At 48.5% G+C, this 21029-nt stretch carries 5 protein-coding genes; 1 reads left to right on the top strand and 4 read right to left on the bottom strand.

All coding sequences use genetic code 11. The features are described 5' to 3' along the window. Nucleotides 1-7: 7 nt before the first annotated feature. From DF182_RS29030 to DF182_RS29020, 3 genes are all read right to left on the bottom strand, one after another. Nucleotides 8-16006, bottom strand: coding sequence for a non-ribosomal peptide synthase/polyketide synthase (locus DF182_RS29030; protein ID WP_113619252.1), 15999 nt, complete (start codon nucleotides 16004-16006; stop codon nucleotides 8-10). Further along, complete coding sequence (locus DF182_RS29025; RefSeq protein WP_161964309.1) at nucleotides 15961-17991, bottom strand: AMP-binding protein; 2031 nt, start codon at nucleotides 17989-17991, stop codon at nucleotides 15961-15963. The genes DF182_RS29030 and DF182_RS29025 overlap by 46 nt, the downstream gene beginning before the upstream one ends. A 1070-nt stretch (nucleotides 17992-19061) precedes the next feature. Further along, nucleotides 19062-19838: a nuclear transport factor 2 family protein gene (locus DF182_RS29020; RefSeq protein ID WP_113619250.1), complete on the bottom strand. Its 777-nt coding sequence runs from the start codon at nucleotides 19836-19838 to the stop codon at nucleotides 19062-19064. Between the two features lie 142 nt (nucleotides 19839-19980). On the opposite strand from DF182_RS29020, the gene DF182_RS29015 reads away from it, so the two are divergent. Further along, entirely contained in the window at nucleotides 19981-20307 is a 327-nt protein-coding gene (locus DF182_RS29015) for a winged helix-turn-helix transcriptional regulator (protein WP_113619249.1), read from the top strand. Between the two features lie 13 nt (nucleotides 20308-20320). Here DF182_RS29015 and DF182_RS29010 read toward each other — a convergent pair whose 3' ends face one another. Beyond that, nucleotides 20321-20677 carry a hypothetical protein gene (locus DF182_RS29010; protein ID WP_147243581.1) on the bottom strand — a complete coding sequence of 119 codons (357 nt, stop codon included), beginning with the start codon at nucleotides 20675-20677 and terminating at the stop codon, nucleotides 20321-20323. Between the last annotated feature and the right edge of the window lie 352 nt (nucleotides 20678-21029).

Below are 21029 nucleotides of genomic sequence, written 5' to 3'. Positions count from 1 at the left end.
TTTCCTATCAGATTTTTACGTCAATAAAACCATCATTTTGTTCCTGGAAAGATGACTGTAACCACTTATCATTATGTATCTTCTCTGCCAGGGTTTCTATAGTTGGCTCTCCAAAAAAGTGGCTAAGACTCAGGTCTACCTTAAATTCTCTTTTAACCTGCGTAATCAGCTTTGTTGCTTTTATGCTATGTCCTCCCAGCTCAAAGAAGTTATCCTTTATACCAATGTTGCCGCGCCCAAGTACCTCCTGCCAGATTCCTACCAGCTGCTCCTCTGTTGTGTTCCGCGGGGCCACATAGGCCGCGCCGGACAACAGGCTTCCGGCTTCCGGCAATGGCAAACGTTTCCTGTCCACCTTTCCGCTGGTGGTCAAGGGTAGTTCCGGCAGTTGCATATAAAGCGATGGCACCATGTATTCCGGCAGGCGGCGCCCCAGATAACTGCGTATATCCGTCACTGATATATCCTTATCACTCACGATATAGGCCACCAGCTCTTTTCCTCCTGAGCTATCAGGCAGGGCTGTAACCACCGCGGCGGCTACATCTTCATGTCCCTGTAGGACATGTTCTATCTCTCCCAGCTCGATACGGTAACCGCGGATCTTCACCTGGCCATCCATACGGCCCAGGTATTCAATATTACCATCCGGAAGCCAGCGACCCAGATCGCCGCTGCGATATACGCGGGAGCTTTCTTCGTAAGGAAGATGAATGAATTTCTCTGTCGTCAGCTCCGCGCGGTTCAGATAACCGCGTGCCACACCAACGCCAGCTATACAGATCTCGCCTACCGCACCTATAGGTTGCAGCTGACCATCGGGAGCGGTGATATACAAGCGGATGTTCTGTACCGGACGTCCTATCGGAATACGGACATCAGTGGCTGCAGTAGCATACCAGCTGACATCTATCGAAGCCTCAGTAGGCCCATAGAGGTTATGCAACGGCACATCCAGCAAACGGTACCAGCTCCGGACCGTTCCCAACGACAAGGCCTCCCCACTCGTGATCACACGCCGGAGGCTTTGAAGACCCGAAAGATCTTCCGGCAGCGACGCGATAAACGCATGCAACATCCCTGGCACAAAATGAATAGAGGTTACCCCATGCGCCCTGATCAGAGAGCAGATCCTGTCAGGAACACCCACATCTTCCCGGCGGCACATCACCAACCGTGCACCCCAGCACAATGGCAGGAATAACTCCCATACAGACACATCGAACGTAAAAGAAGTTTTCTGCAGCACTACATCACTGCAATCAAAGCCATAGTGCTCCCACATCCACGATAGACGGTTTACCACTCCGCCATGCTCCAGCATGCAGCCTTTGGGGCGGCCCGTTGAGCCTGAGGTGTAGATTACATAGGCCAGGTTCTCGGCACCTGCCAACGCTACAGGGTTAGCACTGTCATAGCTGTCGCGCTGCAAGCGGAAACGTTGGAGTTCTGCTTCATCCAGCACCACCCGGCTACCGCTGTCTGACAAAATATAGTCCCGGTGCTCCGGCGGATAGGCAGGGTCCAGCGGCACATACGCACCACCGGATTTCAATACTCCCAACAACGCTATCACCAACCACTCGCTGCGCTCAAGCTGTACTACTACCAGGTCTTCCGCTCCAATACCATATTCAGCGCGCAGGTAATGACCCAGGCGGTTTGCCTCTTCGTTCAGCTCATGGTAACTGAGCGTACGGTCTTCAAATATCACCGCCGCCTCAGCTGGCCTAAGGGATGCCTGTTCTTCAAACAGTGCCGTCAGGGTTTTATCATGAGGATAAACGGCAGCTGTATCATTGAAACCAAATTGTAATAATTCTTTTTCTTCCCTGCTCAGAAAATCTATCTGGCCTATTGCAGTTGTTGGTAGCGCAAGAACAGCCGCCAGCAAACTTTCCAAATGCGACGACAATCGTTCGGCCGTAGCCTGCTCATATAGATCTGTATTGTAAGTAAGGCTCAAACGTAATCCGTCTGCCGTTTCCAGGAAAGTGAACTGAAGATCAAATTTGCTGATCAGCTGTTCATCTACCGCATATTCACGGATCCGCAAGGACGCGTCTCCCGGGGTTGACAGCGTATGCTGCTGTAATACCACCATCACATCAAACAATGGATGGCGGCTCATATCCCGTGGCAATGGCAGCGCATCCACCAGCTCATCGAATGGGAACGCCTGATGGGCATAAGCTCCCAACGTCAACGTACGTACGCTGTCCAGCAGGCTGAGAAAATCCATTGTTCCGTTCAGCCGTGTCCGTAGTGCCAGGGTGTTTACATAAAAACCGATCTGGTCTGAAAGGTCTGCATGCTCTCTTCCCGCCACCGGGCTGCCGATGATAATATCTTCCTGTTGGGTATAACGGTGCAGCAATACATTCACTGCCGCCAGCAGCCCCATAAAAAGTGTGCTGCCATGGTCACCTGTCAGCGACTTCAATCCTTCATACACCTGCCTATCAAGCTCCCGGTGCACGACTCCCCCGTTATAGGTCTTGATCACAGGACGGGGTTTATCCGTCAATAGTGACAACACCGGCAGCTCTCCCGAAAATTCCGACAGCCAGTACGCTTTATGAGCATCCGGTTCTGCGCCCGTAAGTATGCTTTGCTGCCATACCGCATAGTCTTTGTACTGGATGCGGAGTGACGGTAAATTCAGTGGGACATTGGTAACAGATGACTGATATAATCCCAGCAGCTCACGGATTAGTACCTCCATGGACCAGCCATCGCTGATGATATGGTGCATCACATAAACGAAGACCCACTGGCCGGATGATATTTCGTATAATCCTGCCCGTAACAGCGGCCCATCGCTCAGGTTAAAGGACGTTGCAGACGCGGTCCGGATCAGCTCAGACAGCTGTTCTTCCGGGCGTGTCGATTCACGGAGGTCAAGGTAGGATATCCGGAAGGCGGAAGAAGGAAGGATATGCTGCCGTATTTCTCCAGCCGCATTCTCCCGGAAAACAGTGCGTAGTATCTCATGACGGGAGATCAATCCAGTAAAGGCCGCAGACAGGGCATCATGGTCAAGATCTCCTTCAAAGAGATATATGCCGGGCATATTATACGCCACATTACTTTCTTCGAACTGGCTCAATACCCACAACCGGCGCTGAGAAGACGACAGCGGATAATCGGCTGCTTCCGGCGCTGATGGTATCGCGGTGAACACTTCTTTATGCGAACGCTGGATGAAGTCCGCCTGCGTCTCAGGCGTCACGTAGGTGAACACGTCTTTCAGAGCCAGCTTCACATCAAAGGTCCGGTGCACCAGGCTTACCAGCCGTGTTGCTTTAAGGCTGTGGCCTCCTGCATCAAAGAAGTTATCTTTTATACCGATGTTGCCGCGTCCCAGTACCTCCTGCCAGATTTCCACCAGCTGTTTCTCTGTTGTGTTCCGAGGGGCCACGTAAGCTGTACCCGACAACAGGCTGCCGGCTTCGGGCAAAGGCAAACGTTTCCTGTCTACCTTTCCGCTGGCTGTCAGCGGTAGTTCCGGCAGCTGTATAAAGTGCCCCGGCACCATATAAGCGGGTAAATATCTGCCTAAATATTCACGTATATCCGTTACTGTTATATCTCTGCTACTTACAATATAGGCTACCAGCTCCTTCTCCCCTGAGCTATCAGGCAGGGCTACCACCGCAGCGGCGGCCACATCTTTATGACCTTGCAAAGCATGCTCTATCTCACCCGGCTCAATGCGGTAACCGCGGATCTTCACCTGGCCATCCATGCGGCCCAGGTATTCAATATTGCCATCCGGCAGCCAACGGCCAAGATCACCGCTGCGATATACACTGGAGGTTTCTTCATAGGGAAGACGGATGAATTTCTCTGCCGTCAGCTCTGCACGGTTCAGGTAACCACGCGCTACACCAACGCCAGCTATACAGATCTCGCCTATCGCACCTATAGGTTGCAGCTGACCATCGGGAGCAGTGATATACAACCGGATGTTCTGTACCGGACGTCCTATCGGAATGCGGATATCAGTGGCTGCGGTGGCATACCAGCTGACATCTATTGAAGCTTCAGTAGGTCCATACAGGTTATGCAATGGCACGTTCAGCAAACGGTACCAGCTCCGGACTGTCCCCAACGACAAGGCCTCCCCGCTCGTAATCACACGCCGGAGGCTTTTAAGACCGGAAAGATCTTCCGGCGCCGACGACAGGGATGCGATAAATGCATGCAGCATACCCGGTACAAAATGAACGGAGGTGACTCCATGCACCCTGATCAGGGAACAGATCCTGTCAGGAACACCTGCATCTTCCCGGCGGCACAGCACCAGTTGTGCCCCCCAGCATAACGGCAGGAACAGCTCCCACACAGATACATCGAACGTAAAAGAAGTTTTCTGCAACACCACATCACTACTGTCAAAGCCATAGTGCTCCCACATCCACGACAAACGGTTCACCACTCCGCCATGTTCCAGCATGCAGCCTTTGGGGCGGCCCGTTGAGCCTGAGGTATAGATCACATAGGCCAGGCTCTCAGCACCTGCCAACGCCACAGGGTTGCCACTGCTATAGGTATGACGCCGTAAACGGAAACGTTGGAGTTCTGCTTCATCCAGCACCACCCGGCTATCGCTGTCTGACAAAATATAATCCCGGTGCTCCGGTGGATAAGCAGGGTCCAACGGCACATACGCACCACCGGATTTCAATACTCCCAACAACGCTATTACCAACCACTCGCTGCGCTCAAGCTGTACTACTACCAGGTCTTCCGCTCCAATACTATATTCAGCGCGCAGGTAATGACCCAGGCGGTTTGCCTCTTCGTTCAGCTCACGGTAACTGAGCGTACGGTCCTCAAATATCACCGCCACACCAGCAGGCATCAGGAATGCCTGTTCTTCAAACAGCGCCGTCAGGGTTTTATCATGAGGATAAACAGCGGCTGTATCATTGAAGCCATATTGTAATAATTCTTTTTCTTCCTTGCTCAGAAAATCTATCTGGCCTATTGGTGTTGCCGGCAGCGCCAAAACGGCCGCCAGCAAGCTTTCCAGATGCAACGACAGTCGTTCGGCCGTAGCCTGCTCATATAGATCTGTATTGTAAGTAAGACTCAAACGTAATCCGCCTGCCGTTTCCAGGAAAGTGAACTGAAGATCAAATTTGCTGATCGGTTGCTCATCTTCTGCATATTCACTGATCAGCAAAGACGTATCTCCCGGTGTTGACAGCGTATGCTGCTGTAATACCACCATCACATCAAACAATGGATGGCGGCTCATATCCCGTGGCAATGGCAACGCATCCACCAGCTCATCGAATGGGAACGCCTGATGTGCATAGGCACCCAACGTCAACGTACGTACGTTGTCCAGCAGGCTAAAGAAATCCATTTTTCCGTGCAGCCGTGTCCGTAGTGCCAGGGTGTTGACATAAAAACCAATCTGGTCTGAAAGGTCCGCATGCTCTCTTCCCGCCACCGGGCTGCCGATGATAATATCTTCCTGTTGAGTATAGCGGTGCAGCAATACGTTTACTGTCGCCAGCAGCCCCATAAAAAGTGTGCTGCCATGGTCGCCTGTCAGCGACTTCAATCCTTCATACACCCGCATATCCAGCTCCCGATGCACCACTCCGCCGTTATAGGTCTTGACTGCAGGACGGGGTTTATCCGTCAACAGTGACAACACCGGCAGCTCTCCTGAAAATTCTGACAGCCAGTACGCTTTATGGGCATCCGGCTCCGCACCTGTGAGTATGCTTTGCTGCCATACCGCATAGTCTTTGTACTGTATGCGGAGTGAAGGTAAATTTGGTTGAACACCGGTAACGGATGAGTGGTACAGTCCCAGCAGCTCACGGATCAATACTTCCATGGACCAGCCATCGCTGATGATGTGGTGCATCACATAAACGAATACCCAGCGGCCGGATGATATTTCATATAGTCCTACCCGTAAGAGCGGTCCATCACTCAGGTTAAAGGGTGTTACAAACGCAGTTCGAATCAGCCCTGATAGCTGCTCTTCCCGGTCTGCCGCTTCACGGAGGTCCAGGTAGGGTATCCGGAAGGCGGAAGCAGGAAGAATATGCTGCCGTATCTCTCCGGCCGCATTCTCCCGAAAAACAGTACGCAGTATCTCATGGCGGGAGATCAATCCTGCAAAGGCTGCAGACAGGGCATCGCAGTCGAGCTCCCCTTCAAAAAGATAGGCCCCTGGTATATTGTATGCTATGTTGCTTTCTTCAAACTGGCTCAGTACCCACAACCGGCGCTGGGAAGACGACAGCGGATAATCAGCTGCTTCCGGCGCTGATGGTATAGACGAGAACACCTCTTTACGCGAATGCTGGATGAAGTCTGCCTGGGTTTCAGGTGTCACATAGGTGAACACGTCTTTCAGTTCCAGCTTCACATCAAAAGTCCGGTGCACCAGGCTTACCAGCCGTGTTGCTTTAAGGCTGTGACCTCCTGCATCAAAGAAGTTATCTTTTATGCCGATGTTGCCGCGTCCCAGCACTTCCTGCCAGATTTCCACCAGCTGCTCTTCCGTTGTGTTCCGAGGAGCTACATAGGCAGCGCCGGACAACAAGCTACCGGCAGCCAGCGAAGGCAAACGTTTCCTGTCTACCTTCCCGCTGGCCGTCAATGGCAATTCCGGCAGCTGTACATAATGTGATGGCTGCATATATTCCGGCAGCCGGCGGCTCAAATAACTACGTATGTCTGTTACTGTTATATCCCTGTCGCTCACGATATAGGCCACCAGTTCTTTCCCACCTGATCCATCAGCCTGGGCTGCTACCACAGTAGCAGCTACATCTTCATGATCCTGTAAAACATGTTCTATCTCACCCGGCTCAATGCGGTAACCCCGGATCTTCACCTGGTCATCCAGCCGGCCCAGGTATTCAATGTTACCATCCGCTAGCCAGCGGCCAAGATCACCACTGCGATATACGCGGGATGTTTCTTCATAAGGAAGATGAATGAATCTTTCTGCTGTCAGCTCTGTACGGTTCAGATAACCGCGCGCTACGCCAGCTCCGGCTATACAGATCTCTCCCGCTACGCCTACCGGGCATAACTGGTGGCGCTCATCCAATATGTAAATCCGGACATTCGGAAGCGGACGGCCAACCGGAACGATGCCGCTGCGGCCATCCCATGAGGAAAAAAGACGGAAAACAGTAGCACAAATACTTGTTTCCGTTGGCCCGTAGGCGTTATAGTAAATCCCCTGCTTTCCAAATGACAAAGCCTGGGAAACAACCGCCGCTTCTCCGGCCGTCACCAGCTTATTCAGGGCTGGTAAACCATGTGCAAACGCCTGTTGCAGATAAGCCGGCGGTAACGTAGCTATACTGATGTCTTGTGTTGAGATGTAGCCATATAACAGCTCTGGTGACTGCTTCATCGCATCATCGATGATATGCAACTCGCCTCCGGAACATAACGAAACAAAAATCTCTGACACAGACGCATCAAATGACGATGAAGCGAACTGTAGATGACGCTCCCCGGGCAGCGTCCCGAACGCCTCCTGTTGGGCCCTGATCGTATTTGAAATGGCGCCATGATCTATCATTACTCCCTTCGGTATACCTGTGGACCCGGACGTATAGATCACATATGCCAGATCTGAACCCATGATTGGTACATCCGCTGATAGCACATTCTGCAGGCCATCCAGCTGAACGTCCATCGCAAACAAATCTCCTTCATAATAATCAACATCAAACAGGTAGGATGTCTGCGTCAGCAGCAGACGCGCCCCTGTATCAGACAGTATAAAGGATTTGCGGGAAGAAGGATATGAAGGATCTATCGGCACATATACTCCTCCTGCTTTCAATATGCCCAGGATGGAGATCAGCAATAGCTCTGAGCGGTCCTGCAATACGCCCACCAGGGAACCTTGCGCAAAATGATTATATGTCTTTATATGGGACGCCAGCAACCCTGACTTTTCATCCAGCTCCTGGTAGGTTAGATGTTTATCCCCATACACTACAGCCACCGCTGCCGGAGTAAGAAGCACCTGGCGGCGGAATAAGCTTACCAGTGTATCTGCCGATGGAAGCGGATCATTCGCGGCATTGAAGGTATGCAACAGCTGTTGACGCTCTGCTGCTTCCAGGTAATCCAGCCCGGAGATCGCTGCATATGGCGATGTTACAATCGCCGACAGCATCTGCTCTGTATGAGCTGCCAAGCGTGCTATCGTAGAGGCTTCGTAAAGGTCAATGTTATAGTCTATGCTCAACTTCAGCCCTGAAACATCCTCTGTGAAATTGAACACTATATCAAACCGGCTTTGTTGTGGCAACGTTCCGTTATAAGGGCTTACCTTCAGCTCACCTGCCTGATCCCCTCCGGAACGGTTAACCGATACGGCCTGCTGCAGAATCACTTCTATATCAAACAGCGGATGACGGCTCATATCGCGCTGTAACGACAGTGATGTTACCAGTTCATCAAATGGGTAAGCCTGGTGCGTATAGGCACCGATCGTTTTTTCCTTCACCCCTTCCAGTATATGCACATAGTTGTCTGTTCCGGAAAAGCGGCTTCTGATGGCAAGGGTATTGGCATAAAAACCGATCTGGTCTGAAAGATCAATATGTTCTCTGGCCGCCAGCGGGCTGCCGATGATAATGTCTTCCTGTTGGGTATAGCGGTGCAGCAATACGTTCACTGCGGCTAGCAGCCCCATAAAAAGCGTACTGCCATGGTCGCCTGTCAACGACTTCAATCCTTCATACACCTGCATATCCAGCTCCCGATGTACAACACCACCATTATAGGTCCTGATAGCAGGACGGGGTTTATCCGTCAACAATGACAACACCGGCAGCTCTCCTGAAAACTCAGACAGCCAGTAGGCTTTATGGGCATCCGGCTCTGTACCTGTAAGTATACCTTGCTGCCACACCGCATAGTCTTTGTACTGTATGCGGAGTGAAGGTAAATTCAGTGGGACATTGGTAACAGATGAATGATATAATCCCAGCAGCTCACGGATCAATACTTCCATGGACCAGCCATCGCTGATGATATGGTGCATCACATAAACGAATACCCACTGACCGGATGATATTTCGTATAACCCTGCCCGTAATAGCGGACCATCGCTCAGGTTAAAGGGCGTTGTAAACATTGTCTGGATCAGCTCCGACAGCTGCTCTTCCTGGTCTGATGCATCACGGAGGTCAAGGTAGGATATCCGGAAAGCAGAAGAAGGAAGGATATGCTGCCGTATCTCTCCGGCCGCATTCTCCCGGAAAACAGTACGCAGTATCTCATGGCGGGAGATCAATCCGGCAAAGGCCGCAGACAGGGCATCCCGGTCAAGCCCCCCTTCAAAGAGATATACGCCAGGCATATTATACGCCACATTACTTTCTTCAAACTGGCTCAGTACCCATAACCGGCGCTGGGAAGACGACAATGGGTAATCGGCTGCTTCCGGCGCTGATAGTATAGACGAGAATACCTCTTTACGCGAATGCTGGATGAAGTCCGCCTGGGTTTCGGGTGTCACATAGGTGAACACGTCTTTTAGTTCCAGCTTCACATCAAAAGTCCGGTGCACCAGGCTTACCAGCCGTGTTGCTTTAAGACTGTGACCTCCTGCATCAAAGAAATTATCTTTTATGCCGATGTTGCCGCGTCCCAGCACTTCCTGCCAGATTTCCACCAGCTGCTCTTCCGTTGTGTTCCGAGGAGCTACATAGGCAGCGCCGGACAACAAGCTACCGGCAGCCAGCGAAGGCAAACGTTTCCTGTCTACCTTCCCGCTGGCCGTCAATGGCAATTCCGGCAGCTGTACATAATGTGATGGCTGCATATATTCCGGCAGCCGGCGGCTCAAATAACTACGTATGTCTGTTACTGTTATATCCCTGTCGCTCACGATATAGGCCACCAGTTCTTTTCCACCTGATCCATCAGACTGGGCTGCTACCACAGCAGCAGCTACATCTTCATGGTCCTGTAAGACATGCTCTATCTCACCTGGCTCAATGCGGTAACCCCGGATCTTCACCTGGTCATCCAGCCGGCCCAGGTATTCAACGTTACCATCCGCTAGCCAGCGGCCAAGATCACCACTACGATATACGCGGGATGTTTCTTCATAAGGAAGATGAATGAATCTTTCTGCTGTCAGCTCTGTACGGTTCAGATAACCGCGCGCCACGCCAGCTCCGGCTATACAGATCTCTCCCGCTACGCCTACCGGACATAGCTGGTGGTGCTCATCCAGTATGTAAATCCGGACATTCGGAAGCGGACGGCCAACCGGAACGATGCCGCTGCGGCCATCCCATGAGGAAGGAAGACGGAAAACAGTAGCACAAATGCTTGTTTCCGTTGGCCCGTAGGCGTTATAATAAATCCCCTGCTTTCCAAATGACAAAGCCTGGGAAACAACAGCCGCTTCTCCGGCCGTCACCAGCTTATTCAGGGCTGGTAAACCATGTGCAAATGCCTGTTGCAGATAAGCCGGCGGTAACGTCGCTATACTGATGTCTTGTGTTGAGATGTAGCCATATAACAGCTCTGGAGACTGCTTCATTGCATCATCAATGATGTGCAACTCGCCTCCGGAACATAACGAAACAAAAATCTCTGACACAGACGCATCAAATGACGATGAAGCGAACTGTAGATGACGCTCCCCGGGCAGCGTCCCGAACGCCTCCTGTTGGGCCCTGATCGTATTTGAAATGGCGCCATGATCTATCATTACTCCCTTCGGTATACCTGTGGACCCGGACGTATAGATCACATATGCCAGATCTGAACCCATGATTGGTACATCCGCTGATAGCACATTCTGCAGGCCATCCAGCTGAACGTCCATCGCAAACAAATCTCCTTCATAATAATCAACATCAAACAGGTAGGATGTCTGCGTCAGCAGCAGACGCGCCCCTGTATCAGACAGTATAAAGGATTTGCGGGAAGAAGGATATGAAGGATCTATCGGCACATATACTCCTCCTGCTTTCAATATGCCCAGGATGGAGATCAGCAACAGCTCTGAGCGGTCCTGCAATACACCCACCAGGGAGCCTTGCGCAAAATGATTATACGTTCTTATATAGGAGGCCAGCAACCCTGACTTCTCATCCAGCTCCTGGTAGGTTAGATGTTTATCTCCATACACTACAGCCACTGCTGCCGGAGTAAGAAGCACCTGGCGGCGGAATAAGCTTACCAGTGTATCTGCCGATGGAAACGGATCATTCGCGGCATTAAATGTATGCAACAGCTGCTGACGCTCTGCTGCTTCCAGGTAATCCAGCCCGGAGATCGCTGCATATGGCGATGTTATAATCGCCGACAGCATCTGCTCGGTATGAGCAGCCAAGCGTGCTATCGTAGAGGCTTCGTAAAGATCAATGTTATAGTCTATGCTCAACTTCAGCCCTGAAACATCCTCCGTGAAATTGAACACTATATCAAACCGGCTTTGTTGCGGCAACACACCGCTATAAGGGCTTACCTTCAGTTCACCTGCCTGATCCCCTCCGGAACGGTTAACCGATACGGCCTGCTGCAGGATCACTTCTATATCAAACAGCGGATGACGGCTCATATCGCGCTGCAACGACAACGACGTTACCAGTTCATCAAATGGGTAAGCCTGGTGCGTATAGGCACCGATCGTTTTTTCCTTTACCCCTTCCAGTATATGCACATAGTTGTCTTTTCCGGAAAAGCGGCTTCTAATGGCTAGGGTATTGGCATAAAAACCGATCTGGTCTGAAAGGTCAATATGTTCTCTGGCCGCCAGCGGGCTGCCGATGATAATGTCTTCCTGTTGGGTGTAGCGGTGCAGCAATACGTTCACTCCAGCCAGCAGCCCCATAAAAAGCGTACTGCCATGGTCGCCTGTCAGTGACTTCAATCCTTCATACACCTGCATATCCAGCTCCCGATGTATAACCCCACCATTATAGGTCCTGATAGCAGGACGAGGTTTATCCGTTAATAGTGACAACACCGGCAGCTCTCCTGAAAACTCCGACAGCCAGTAGGCTTTATGGGTATCCGGCTCTACACCTGTAAGTATACTTTGCTGCCACACCGCATAGTCTTTGTACTGTATGCGGAGTGAGGGTAAACTTTGTGGAATACCTTCAACAGATGAGAGATACAGCTCCAGCAGCTCACGGATCAATACTTCCATGGACCAGCCATCGCTGATGATGTGGTGCATCACATAAACGAATACCCACTGACCGGATGATATTTCGTATAACCCTGCCCGTAATAGCGGGCCTTCGCTCAGATCAAAGGGCGTTGCAAATGCCGTCCGGATCAGCTCTGACAGCTGTTCTTTCTGGTCTGCCGCTTCACGGAGATTAAGGTAATCTATCCTGAAGGTAGAAGAAGGAAGGATATGCTGCCGTATCTCTCCGGCCGTATTCTCCCGGAAAACAGTGCGCAGTATCTCATGACGGGAGATCAATTCAGCAAAGGCCGCAGACAGGGCATCACGATCAAGGCCCCCTTCAAAGAGATATACACCAGGCATATTATACGCCACATTACTTTCTTCAAACAGGCTTAATACCCACAACCGGCGCTGGGAAGACGACAACGGGTAATCGGCTGCCTCCGGTGCTAACGGTATTGAGGTAAATACATCTTTACGCGAATGCCGGATGAAGCCTGCCTGGGTTTCAGGCGTTACATAGGTGAACACATCTTTCAGTTCCAGCTTCACATCAAAGGTCCGGTGTACCAGGCTTACCAGCCGTGTTGCTTTAAGACTGTGACCTCCTGCATCAAAGAAATTATCTTTTATGCCGATGTTGCCGCGTCCCAGCACTTCCTGCCAGATTTCCACCAGCTGCTCTTCCGTTGTGTTCCGAGGAGCTACATAGGCAGCGCCGGACAACAAGCTACCGGCAGCCAGCGAAGGCAAACGTTTCCTGTCTACCTTCCCGCTGGTTGTCAACGGTAGTTCCGGTAGCTGCACATAATGAACCGGCACCATATAAGCGGGCAAATGCTCACTTAAATATTCCCGTATATCCGTTATTGTTATATCGTCTTTACTTACGAGATATGCCACCAGTTCCTGTTCTCCCGCGGCATTAACACTGGCTGTCACCACAGCAGTGTCAATGTTCCTGTACTTTAACAGTACTGCCTCTATTTCCGCAGGCTCTATACGGTAACCGTTGATCTTCAGCTGGTCGTCCTTTCTGCCGGTAAACAGGATGTTCCCATCCGGAAGCCACTTACCTATATCGCCGGTTCTGTAAAGGGTTTGACCGGGCAAGAACTCGTTGCTGACAAATTTGTCTGCTGTAAGCTCCGGACGGTTTAAATATCCCCGGGCCACACCTGCCCCGCTTATACAGATCTCACCATTCACACCCACAGGGCACAGGTTAAGGCCGGTGTCCAGGATCAACACCTGCTCATTGAGCAGCGGAGTACCTATTGATAATACAGTATCCGCTTTCAATTCAATACTGGTGCTCCAGATCGTAGTTTCAGTGGGGCCGTAAACATGTATAACACGTGTAGACACCAATGTTCTCAATCGTTCATAGTTATGTACACCCAGCGACTCGCCGCCTACCAGCAATACATCGAGCCCGGCAATTGCATTCATATCGCCTCCTGCGCTCACCAGCAGCTGGTTTAGTCTTGAAGGCGTTACCTGCAATACATTTATATTGTGCTGAGAAATATATCCCAGTACATACGATGGATCTGTATCAGCCAGCAGGTGTACTTTAATACCTGACATTATCGTGCCCAGTAGTTCAAGTACCGAAATATCAAACGTATAATTAGTAGTGGCTGCCAGGTGCATGTTCTCCCGCAAACCAAACCTGCTGCCGAAATTCTCCAGAAAGGCTACAACATTCCTGTGCGTTACCATTACCCCTTTGGGTGTTCCGGTTGATCCGGAAGTATAGATCACATAGGCCAGATTATCAGGCGTAGCGGCTGAAGGCAGGTCATCCCGTTCGTATTGATCCTGTATTGCTGCAAATCTTTTCAGTTCCTGCTCATCCAGTATTGTCCGGCATCCGCTGTCCTCCAGTATGTAACGTGCGCGCTCCTCGGGATATGAAGGGTCTACCGGTACATAAGCTGCACCAGATTTCAGCACGCCCAGTATCGAGATGATCAACCATTCACTCCTGCCCGTTTTAATGGCTACACGGTCATCAGCCTTTAGCTGATACTCCTTTCGCAGGTAATCCCCGAGCCGGTTGGCCATCTCATTCAGATAACCGTAACTAAAGTGCTTACCTTCAGATAAAAGCGCTGTCTGCTCCGGCATTCGTTTTACACGTTCTTCAAAAAAACGAATAATGGTGGCGCCAGAAGCGTAAGCTGATGGTGTATGATTAAAGACAGACAGGATCTTCCTTCTTTCATCTTCATTAATAATATCAATACTGTCGGTAGTTCTATCTGGCTGTGCTATCACTTGCGTGATGATGCTTCGTAAAGCCTCGTTGTAGCGGTAAATCGTTTCCTGACTGAATAATCCGGAATCATATTCCCATTCAAGAAAACTCCTGTTGTCCACGTCACTGCTGAAATTCAGGCTCAGGTCAAATTTGCTGGAGGCATTCCGGCGTATGACGGGCGACGTACCATACAGGTACCTGTCGAGCTGGATCATTTCAAAAACATGCGCCCCGGAGTTATCGAGCCCGCTATGTTGCACCGGGATGTGCTGGAACATCATCACTACATCAAACAGGGGGTTCCTGCTAATATCCCTTTTTATGTCCAGGTTATCTATTATCATATCCAGCGGGTAGTCCTGAAACCTGGAGGCTGTAGCGGTATGGCGGGCAATCCGTGTGGCTAAGTCCAGGAATGTTTCATCCGGATTCACGTCTGTCCGAAGCGGTATGGTGTTTACGAACATCCCTACCAGGTCCTGCAATTCAGCATGATTCCTGCCGGCAACAGGTGTTCCGATGGTAATATTCCGCTGACCTGAGAATTTATACAACAGCAGCGTAAATACTGCCCTGAAAAAGTTAAAGACTGACAGCTGATGCTGGTTGCAAAAAGCAGTTATCTGCTCATAGAAGTGAACCTCAAAATAAATTTTAAAGGTTGCGCCCTCAAAAGATTTTACAGCTGTCCTGACAGCATCTGCAGGTAGTTCAAGCGGTTCCGCCGGTTTTTCAAACTGTTTTTTCCAGAAAGCGGCAGCAGCGGCATTGCCGGTCTTCTCCGACAGCCAGGCTGAATAATCCTTATACTGTATCCGCAACGGCTTTTCAACTGCTCCCGGAGCCGGCGCATTTTTATAGAAATGCAATACTTCCTGCATGAAAATATTCAGAGACCAGCCATCACAAATAATATGATGGGCGCATAAGATCAATGCATACTCTGTATCAGAGATAATACATAAACGGGCAGACACCAAAGGGCCGTTCTCCATGTCCATCGCTGTCGCAGCAATAGCGGCGGCCATCTGTTGTATATGTTCTTTTACATCAGTCATGCTGCTGACATCTTCAACAGAAAGCTGAAACGGAATATCATCCAACACAAACTGCCTGGGTTCTCCTGCTGCCATTCTGAACACTGTACGCAGGCTTTCATGCCTGCTGATCGAATGGTGAAAAGCCTGCTCCAGACGAGGTATGGACATACTTCCTTTCAGATAGAAACCTATCGTGATGTTATATGCCACAGACCCTCCTTCGTACTGGGCCGCTACCCATACTCTTTTCTGTGCGTTGGAAAGCGGGTAATCCGGTTGTTCAACGATCACGGGTATAGCAGTATGATAAAGCTCTTCCTGTATCTCCGCCAGAAATGCCATCAGCTCGGGCTTATTATTCCTGACCTCTTCGATCAGCTCTGCCGGTAGATTTCCCGTTTCGCCTGTGAGCTTTAACTGGTCTCCATCAAGGCGTGGTACAACCTTATGTTTTCTTAACAGTTCGATAATTTCAAAGGCATTCATATTATAATTTCCTCCCCAGAAATGTGTTCGTTTTTTAACCATAATAGTTGTCCTATAGTGTGCGACAACGACAGCAAAGTATTATCCTGGAATACTCTTGATACATCTATATTGATGTGTAATTCGTTATTGATAATATTGACCAGTTCTGTAGCCCTGAGGGAATCGATGCCAAGCGCTGTAAGCGACAGCCCCTCCTGTATCTCCGCCGGGGTGGCCAATACGTGATAAGTTCTGATGAGATCTGTGAGATATGCATACACCGTTATAGGCGAACGTTCATGAAGTACTTCTTTCAGCAGGCGGGGATCCCTTTCTATCTGCAGCTTTCCTGATGACAAGCTACGTTTCGACGCTATCACGGACAACTGGCGCTGCTGATAGTTGTCCCTGCACCGGAGACGTTGCAGCTTGCCGCTCGTTGTTCTGAGAATCCCCAGCGGTTTGACCAGTACTACATCGGACAGCAGGATACCGGACAAACCGGTTACTGATTGATCAATCTGCATGATAATACGGGCAGTGTCCAGATCTTTTATGGCGGTTCTTCTTATCTCCGCGACCAACACTACTTCCTCATCGGAAGCATCATTGCAAAACACAGCCACTCCATTCTCTTCAATGGCTGTATCAAGAGAAGCCACCATCCGTTCAATATCATAAGGATAGATGTTCTGACCACGAACATTCAGCATTTCCTTCAATCGTCCATGGACAAACAGTTCGCCCTTGTAAACAAAGCCCAGGTCTCCTGTCCGCAGAAACAGCTGATCACCGTGTTCATAAAATACATCATCGTTGCTCCTATTCCAGTATCCACTGGTAACACCAGTGCCGGCTATACAGATCTCTCCTTCCTCCAGTTCTCCGCACTCTTTCTGGTTCCCAGCCGAAATTATTTTCAGGCTGACACCTTCAGCAACCGCTCCGCAACTTACAACGGCCTGAGAACCGATAGAATACGGTTCTGCTATGCTGATCGTTCCATCAGCAGCCGGCTCCTTCCTGATATGCACCACATCCGGTACAGATGCTTTCTTTACACCAGCTACCAGCAACGTGGCTTCAGCAAGGCCATAGCAGGGATAGAAAGCTGATATGTTAAACCCGCAGCGTTTGTAGTAATCGCTGAAACGTTGTATTGTATCATAGTGTACCGGTTCAGACCCGTTATAGGCTGTCTTCCAGGAGGAAAGATCCAGCTGGCCCAGTTCTTCTTCAGGAACTTTCTCCACGCAAAGGTCATAGGCAAAATTAGGTCCACCACTATGTGTAACCTTATATCCTGATATGGCCTTCAGCCATTTGCCAGGAGTCTGCATAAAACTGAAAGGCGGCATCAGCACACAGGTACAGCCGATATATATGGTATGTAACAGGTTTCCAATAAGCCCCATATCGTGATGGAAAGGCAACCAGGAAAGGATAACCGAATGACTGGTGCATCCAAAAACGTTTCTGATAAGCAGTTGGTTGCTGATCAGGTTTTCATGCGTAATAACAACACCTTTTGGTTGATCAGTAGACCCCGATGTATATTGAATGAGTGCAATACCATTACCCGACGGACGTTTTGATTCCTTACCTTTATATACACCGGTAATATTATCTGTAGAGATAACAATGATCTCATTAACATGCAAAAAATTATGCAGCTCCTTTTCAAGATAAACAACTGTTTCATGTGTACAGAGTATAGCAGATACCCGGGCATCATTCATAACATTCATGAGTCTACCAAACTGCCGTCCACCCCTGATATAGGATACAGGAACAGGAATCACACCGGCATACTGACAAGCCAGGAAGGAAATAATAAAATCAGATACTCCCTGATAAACGAGCAACACTCGTTTACCGGGTAACTGCTTGTCATATAAATAAACTGCCAGCGCCTCAACCTTTGTCTTCAATTCCTGGTAGGAGATCCGTTTTTCCAACTCCTGGCTGTCCTCTAAAATAATAAACGCCGTCTTATGCGGGCTTTTTTGTGCATGAAACAACAGGTGATCAACTATCGTATCCATTTCATGCCGAATAAACATAGTTCTGTCTTCCATATCAGACATTATCATTGGACTTAATACTATTTGATACAGGTAGGGCAATAGCTTCCCTGTAAAAGATTTTCTTTTACTGAGTAACAGTAGTTCGTGAGACATCGGAGCAGCGCTTATGCTGCTCGCAAAAGAGTGAGGAGAACAGCAGCGAGTGTAGCGTCAGGTGTATATACGCTAGCACAGCCGTTCAAAAAAGTAAAGGAAATCAAGTTCGCAAGGAAGTAACAACAAAGCTGTCGCTTCTGTAGTTACAGTCCATAACCTACAGCATAGTTTTTCCGTTCGTTCTAAAGCAATAACTGGTGTAGGAAACATTTTTTCAATGCCTCCTGTTTTAATATTCTCCTTAATTACAATGAAAAATTCCTGTTGGCACTATCTGCTTTCACACAATCACGATGCAAATCCGTCGACAGTTATAATTATCTGACCTTCCCAACAGACGCACTTACGATGACTAAATAATAATCTTATTAATAAGGGATTTTGAATGGATCTTTTTTTAAAGTTGGCGAATAGGTTTTCAAAATGGAGCTATTCCTGGTATATAATTATCCATTAAGTTCCGGGGTATTTTGAGTTTGATGCATGGTCTTAATTGGACAACTATATGCGCTGAAGATAGGGATAAAAACTATATCATCCAAATATCTACAACAACTACATAACATGTGTTCCAACAAACTTCCAGTTTTCATCTGCACACTGATTATTTTCCTCAATCTGTAACGATCTTATAATTAACTCATATAACAAAACATTCTTCCGTATCCATGCAATAGGATTGCATGACAAACCAATACATACTGTTTATGATCTTGTTGTCAAGTAATAAAAAAATATATTCTATTCAAACTTCAGCCACAAAGGAAACGACGCAAAATACCTCCTACAGTACTAAAACGAAATCTCCGCATATAACAGGAAATAGATTACAATATTTATTGTCAGGCTTAATAAACAAGCGCTATTCAAAGCAAATGCCGGGATGATACCATTCACGTATCATCCCGGCATTTGTATATTTTTTTGTCGTTCTAAAATTTTCCGTTTTCATTCTTACGTCTTTCAAGTGGTGGTATCTCCTCGATAACATCCCAATGTTCGATGATCCTGTCGTTCTCGATCCGATACAAATCATAGAAAGCGGAATGTACCTCATGCAGGTATCCCTCACTTAAAACCAAAACAAAATTCCCTTCTCCCAGTACCTGATGTACAGTATGGTAAATCTGTGGTTTCCCTTCTCTTTTCCATTGTTCCAAAACATTGAAAAACTCACTGACTCCATCTCCCATGTGTGGATTATGCTGAATCAACTCATCTTCCTTAAAGTAGGTTGATAGTCGCTCGGTATAACCCTCAATCAGGACCTCCTGCACAAAACTGCGGGCCAGCTCCTTGTTGGACGCTGTTTTATGATGATCTATTGCCTTTGTTTTACCATCGGTCATTGTTCTCCCGCTCTTATTGAGTTTTTTGGTATTGACCTGAAGATTGTCCCAGTGTTCCACACTCATACCGTTTTCAAAACGGTGGATATCAAAAGCCACCGTAGGTTCGAACAAATAATAATCTACGTGGACAAAGCCAATGTCACCATCCTGAAACCTGCGAACCACATTGGTATATACTTTCTCCATTGGCATTTGCTCGTGCAGCCCCAGTATTGCCTGTAGCCCTGTAGCAACATGGGGGTTATGCTGTTTGTAAGATGCCGGATTTATTAATCCGATTTCTGCTAATGTCTCTGTCTCAATGCTATTTTGTATAGCAGCCGCTTTGTCCCTGTTTGATAATGTTGATAATTCCATGTATCTACTATTTAGTGGGGTCAAAGGTATACCTGCGCTACGCCGCAAAAAATATGGGTAAAAATACTGTCATAGGGAAAATATTGCCCCTATACCCGCCTTGAGGTATATGACCTACCTTTGTAGCTATAAGCATAAAAAGATGTACGAAAAGAAAATTCCAAAGGATCTTAGTTGTGGGATAGGTGTAACACTTGAGATTATCGGGGGAAAATGGAAACCCTGTTTAATTAATTGCATCCATAAGGGAATACACCGGCCCAGCGAACTGGCCCGGCATAATCCGAGTGCCAGCAGGCGGGTATTAAGTCTGCAACTAAAAGAATTGGAGGAACATGGTGTTGTCAAAAAAGTAATTTACCCGGAACTGCCACCGAAAGTAGAATATTTTTTGACCGAGCTGGGAGAATCGCTCTTACCTATCGTGGACCTTATGGAAAAATGGGGTGATAATCTTCTCACAAAGTAATTACTGAACTATACTAGGTGGTAAAGTATCCCTGTAACAGGAAATAACCGCCGCCAATCACCAAAAGATCCACCGCCACAGCCATCAAACACAGAGGCCACCAAAAAATCCCCCAGTAGCTGAGGAACCTTACAGTATCCGGCTTGCCTGCTTCGAATATAAATGCAGCCGTCTCTCCTATCTGCCATTTCTCAGGCGAAGAATAAGCCGTTCCATGCCTATACGTAATTATTTCATGCTGGCGGGTAGGGATATCGAAAACAGGATAATAACAGGTCCCTTCATCATCTTTGCTTTCAACAAGCTGAACAACGGTGCCTACAGCCTGCTCTCCACCTCTCATTAATGCCAGCCTACCCTTCAGATTCACTATAGCACCGGTTAGAAATAAACCACCAACAATTATAAAAATGAGATGTATGATCATTTGCTTAATATTAAATAATAGCCTAGGTAAAACCGGATAATAAGCCCTATCAATTTTGGGTACCCGAATCATTTGAGGATTAAAAATAAAACTCAGTACAAGATAACAACAAAACGCTGAAAACAGAGCCAGGAATTTGATTTCTTCAAAACGGCTGAAATACTATGCTGATAGAAGTCTCCCTATATGTGGGCGACTACGCCCATCGGGTATTCAATGAAAAACGGGTTGGACAATTGACTGTTTTTTTTATCTTTATGACCAACTAATATATAACCTATACGCTATGATGAAA

Origin of the sequence: Chitinophaga flava (assembly GCF_003308995.1) — a bacterium.
Lineage (GTDB): Bacteria > Bacteroidota > Bacteroidia > Chitinophagales > Chitinophagaceae > Chitinophaga > Chitinophaga flava.
This window is presented reverse-complemented; position numbering and strand designations above follow the sequence as displayed.

Bases quoted from the DNA above. Each gene is read 5' to 3' on its own strand.
- DF182_RS29030 (WP_113619252.1), bottom strand. From the start codon at position 16,006: ATGGTTAAAAAACGAACACATTTCTGGGGAGGAAATTATAATATGAAT.
- DF182_RS29025 (WP_161964309.1), bottom strand. From the start codon at position 17,991: ATGGATACGATAGTTGATCACCTGTTGTTTCATGCACAAAAAAGCCCG.
- DF182_RS29020 (WP_113619250.1), bottom strand. From the start codon at position 19,838: ATGGAATTATCAACATTATCAAACAGGGACAAAGCGGCTGCTATACAA.
- DF182_RS29015 (WP_113619249.1), top strand. From the start codon at position 19,981: ATGTACGAAAAGAAAATTCCAAAGGATCTTAGTTGTGGGATAGGTGTA.